Raw genomic sequence first — 4,308 nt, 5'->3', positions numbered from 1 at the left:
ATCCCGTCATGCGGCGATGGCTTCGCGCAGGAAGTCGATGACGATCCGCGCCAAGGGCTCGGGCCTAGCGAGGTGGATGTCGTGTCCGCTCTCGGCGACGAGCGCGACCCGCGTTCCTGGCCGGCCAGCCATGCGTTCGTGCTCTTCGTTTGCGATGAAACTGTGCTGTGCGCGCACGATGAGCGTCGGACACGAAACCTGCTCCCAGTCCTCCCAGAACTGCTGCGCGTGGACTGCTTGGATGGCGCGCGCCAGGGCCACCGCATCGAAACGAGGTTCTCCCTGGTCGTCGACGAGCGTGCGAACCCATGCGATGACATCTGTCGTCGCTTCGGGTCCCTCACCCCCGACGCCGCCCTCGATGAGAACGAGTGCGGACACGAGCTGAGGGTGATGCGCCGCGACGAGCATGGCCGTGTGGGCGCCCATCGACTGACCGACGAGCACGCAGGGGGTGGCCGCGTGACGACGGATCTGCGACACGACATGCGCGACGTGTGCCTCGCGCGACAGATCCCCGGTCATTTCCGCAGCGGATCCGTGAGCCAGCTGATCAAAGGCGATGAATTCCCAGGCAGGCGGGAGCGACCGCGCGAATTCATCCCACTCGTCTGAGGTGCTGGCAAGGCCGTGGAGAGCCACGAGGGGAAGCATTCCTGCAGGCTATCTGCCCTGCGGGGGGTCATCAGCGCCACCTTCACGCCGTCGGGTCCTCAGAGCCGAGCCACGGTGATGTTCACGACGACGGCCGGACGAGGCACAATGCTCGTCCGGCCGTCGGTTTCGTCCGTGCTGTGGCGATGTGGGTCGCGCGTGGTCGAAGAATTCTCTAGGCGGTTTCGCCTCCGCGGTGACGTCGTGATGAGGGTGTTCAAAGCTGGTTAGTTGCTGGCGCGCGGGGTTCTCAGGGTAGGGCGAGCGTGAGGAAGAGGAAGCTGAGGAATTGCCGTTTGTCGCCTGGGGGCAGCAGTTCGCTGGGGGTGTCGGGGTGCACCTTGGGTTCAGTCAGGCTGATAAAGGTGAAGCCCGCGTCGATGAACGCATTGAGGACATCCTGCAAGGGCCGGTGCCAGTAGGTCAGCACGGTAGTGGTCTGGCCGAACGCATAGTCCTCGGAGTACTGGGTGAGTGCGAAGTAGTCCTGGTCTCGGTGCAGGGCGGCAAAGAGGAAAAGGGGTGAAGCAGGCTGACGATCAGCCGCCCGCCCGGGCGTAGAACGCGACGCAGTTCGCCGAGCGTGGGTCTCCAGTTTTCGGACGTAGTGCAGCGCAAGAGAACACGTGATCAGGTCGAACTCGTTGTCCCCATAGGGCAGCGGGGCAGCGAGATCGGCCACCCGTATGTCGGCGCATTCACCCAGCCTGTCGCGGGCGATGGCGATCATCGCGGGGCTGACATCGAAGCCACTTACGGTTGCGCCACGATCGCGCAGCTCTTTCGTCAAGGGTCCGTGGCCGCAGCCGGCGTCCAGCACTCGAAGCCCCTCAACATCACCGGCCAGGCGTAGCACCTCGGGGCGTTCGTACCACTTGTTGAACAGGCCATTCTCGTTCTCCTCGACATAAGCGGGGGCGAACGCGTCGTAGTCGGCGGTATCCATCATCGATTTTCCTCCTGGCGGGCGTACACGCGGAACATTTCGTCCTCGGGAGCGGCCAAGAGCATGCCGTAGTAGCCGCGCCGGTTGGGATGTGCCACTGCCTGGTTGCGACGGTCCCGGGATCGCTCGCTCCACTTGTCCAGAACGGCGCTGAGCTCGGCGCGCATCTCGACCAACTCCTGATCATCAAGCCAAACTGCGAAGTCTTGGCTGATTGAGCAGGGCGATGAGCTACCGGAGGGATCGAGCTCGGCGCCGTCGCCAACCCGAGCCTGGATTGCCCGATGCAGGGCGACCACGTGCCCCTCCGCGACCCGTCGAAGCGTGTCCACCGCCGCTTCACCCCCGGTCTGCGCCCGCAGCGCCGCCAGGTCGATATGAAACCCGCGCTCGGAGGTCGGCCGCCACCACCGCTCGCGACGGTCGCCCGTGTGGTCCGGGTCGGGCTCGATCAACTCATATCGGGCCAGCTGGCGCAGGTGGAAACTGACGGAGTTGGCTGGCTCGTCGAGCAAGTCCGCAAGATCCTTCACCCGAGCTGTGCCACGGCGCGCCAACTCGCCGAGCAGCCTCATTCGAAGTGGGTGCGTGATAGCCGCGACGGCTTTGGGATCCGTGATGTGTGTAGCCTCATCGCGCCCTGGCGTGGCGTTCATAGCCGCAAGCCTGCCACCGACCGGCTAGAAGCGCAAGAATTATTGCGCGATGTTTGTCGTCTATTTGGTGAGCCGCCAGACACCAGGGCCAAGCCGTATTCGCGCGCCAATCCGAGGGGTGCATCTCCAACGAAGGTTCTAGCCATAGCCGGAGGAGGCTGGCCGATCCGTGCCGAGCCGCGGTGATGTTCACGACGACGGCCGGGCGAGCAACAATGCTCGTCCGGCCGTCGGCTCAGCGCAGAATCAGTGCACGCTCAGTGCTCCCCGCCACCCGTCGGGCCGCGGTCGGTGAAGAACTCCGTCACCTTGGCCTTGGCGAAACCGAACGCGTGGGCGGGCTTCACCTTGCCGGGCACCGACACCTCGTCGGGGTTCGTCACGACTTCGACGAGCCACGGCTCCGGTGACGAAACGGCCTCGCGCAGAACCGATTTCAACTCGGCCGGGTCCTCGACGCGCCGCGAGCGCAAACCCATCGCGGCGGCGACGTCGGCGAAGTTCGGGTTGTCGAGCGCCGTGCCGTACTCGGGCAGCCCGACCTGTTCCTGCTCGAGCTTCACCATCCCGAGCTTGCTGTTGTTGAACACGACGAACGTCGCCGGCAGGCCGTACGTGACGGCGGTGCGCAGGTCGCCGACGAGCATCATGAGGCCGCCGTCACCGCACAGTGCGACGACGGGGCGACGACGATCGAGCGCCTGCGCGCCGAGCGCCATCGGCATGGCGTTCGCCATCGAGCCCAGGGTTGTACGAGCCGATGAGACGGCGCTCTCCGCGCATCGGCAGCAGCCGCGACAGCCACACCGTCGACATGCCCGTGTCGGAGGTGAAGATCGTGTTCGTCGGGCACACCTCGTCGAGCGCGAGCGCGACGGCCTCCGGACGCACCTTCTCTTCCGGGTTGTCGCCGAGCGAGCGCACCTTGCCGAGCAGCGACTCGTCGAACGAGGGGTCGGCGAGCTTGCGCTGATCGTCCATCCACTCCGCGTACTTCGACTGCGCCTTCTCGAGGTGCTCGCGCCCTGACGCCGGCTCGAGCATCGGCAGCAGCGCCCGCAGACTCTCGCGCGCACCACCGACGAGCGCGATGTCGACGGGCGTGCGGCGTCCGATGTGCTGCGTGCGCGTGTCGAGCTGGATGACCTTCTTGCCCTCCGGATACCACTCGCGGTACGGAAAGTCGGTGCCGATCATGAACAGCACGTCGCACTCGTCCATCGCGCCGACGGCCGCCGGGTTGCCGATGAGCCCGCTCTGGCCGACCTCGTACGGGTTCTCGTGCTCGAGCCCCTCCTTCGCCTTGAGGGTCAGCACCGTCGGCGCGGCGAGCTTCTCGGCGAGCGCGAGCACCTCCTCTCGCGCCTCACGCGCACCGCGACCGACGAGCAGCGTCACCTTCTCGGCATCCCGCAGCGCGGCGGCGGCCCCGTCGAGCGAATCCGCAGCCGGTGACGACGGCAGCGGCGGCGGCGCGAACCGCGGCGTCCGCGTGCCGTGCGGCAGCTTCAACCCGCTGATGTCGCCCGGCAGGTTGAGCACCGCGACGCCCTGGTGTGCGACGGCGGCTTCCAGCAGCTGAGGCATCTGGTTGGCGCTCGTCACCGTCGCGGTGAAGACGGCGACGTCACTGAACAACGCGTCGTTGTCGACCTCCTGGAAGAAACTCGTGCCGATCTCCTCCGTCGGCACCTGCCCACAGATCGCGAGCACCGGCGCGCGTGCGACTTCTTCGCGTCGTACAGGCCGTTGAGCAGGTGGATCGCGCCGGGCCCGACGGTGCCCATGCACACCGCGAGACGCCCCGTCAGCTGCGCCTGCGCGGATGCGGCGAACGCGCCCGCCTCCTCGTGGCGCACACCGACCCACTCGATGCGGTCCTCACGCCGGATGGCGTCGACCACGGGGTTGAGCGCGTCACCGACCACACCCCAGAACTCGCTGACGCCGTACTCGGCGAGCGCTTCGACGATCATCTCGGCGATCGTCATCTCGGATCCGATGTTCATGCTTCTCCTCGCTCGGCGGGCGTGATCACTTCTGGACGGGCGT

Annotated in this window: 6 protein-coding genes; all 6 read right to left on the bottom strand. The window is 66.5% G+C overall.

Annotated elements, in window-relative coordinates:
* Positions 1–6: 6 nt before the first annotated feature.
* On the bottom strand, positions 7–642 hold the full coding sequence (locus tag HMPREF0321_RS14430) for an alpha/beta fold hydrolase (protein WP_160126253.1): 636 nt from the start codon (positions 640–642) through the stop codon (positions 7–9).
* A gap of 262 nt (positions 643–904) precedes the next feature.
* Positions 905–1,603, bottom strand: a complete 699-nt coding sequence (locus tag HMPREF0321_RS14425) for a class I SAM-dependent methyltransferase (protein ID WP_006947567.1) — start codon at positions 1,601–1,603, stop codon at positions 905–907.
* Positions 1,600–2,256, bottom strand: a complete 657-nt coding sequence (locus HMPREF0321_RS14420) for a helix-turn-helix domain-containing protein (RefSeq protein ID WP_083803293.1) — start codon at positions 2,254–2,256, stop codon at positions 1,600–1,602. Before HMPREF0321_RS14420 ends, HMPREF0321_RS14425 begins: the two co-directional genes overlap by 4 nt.
* Before the next feature lie 257 nt (positions 2,257–2,513).
* The gene (locus tag HMPREF0321_RS17215; protein ID WP_231729367.1) at positions 2,514–2,993 is read right to left on the bottom strand and encodes a thiamine pyrophosphate-dependent enzyme; all 480 of its coding nucleotides are present in this window, start codon (positions 2,991–2,993) and stop codon (positions 2,514–2,516) included.
* Positions 2,917–3,969 carry a thiamine pyrophosphate-binding protein gene (locus tag HMPREF0321_RS17210; protein ID WP_006947569.1) on the bottom strand — a complete coding sequence of 351 codons (1,053 nt, stop codon included), beginning with the start codon at positions 3,967–3,969 and terminating at the stop codon, positions 2,917–2,919. The genes HMPREF0321_RS17215 and HMPREF0321_RS17210 overlap by 77 nt, the downstream gene beginning before the upstream one ends.
* Positions 3,858–4,265, bottom strand: a complete 408-nt coding sequence (locus HMPREF0321_RS17205) for a thiamine pyrophosphate-binding protein (protein ID WP_240742565.1) — start codon at positions 4,263–4,265, stop codon at positions 3,858–3,860. The genes HMPREF0321_RS17210 and HMPREF0321_RS17205 overlap by 112 nt, the downstream gene beginning before the upstream one ends.
* Positions 4,266–4,308: the final 43 nt, after the last annotated feature.

It is taken from the genome of Dermacoccus sp. Ellin185 (genome assembly GCF_000152185.1).
Lineage (GTDB): Bacteria > Actinomycetota > Actinomycetes > Actinomycetales > Dermatophilaceae > Dermacoccus > Dermacoccus nishinomiyaensis.
This window is presented reverse-complemented; position numbering and strand designations above follow the sequence as displayed.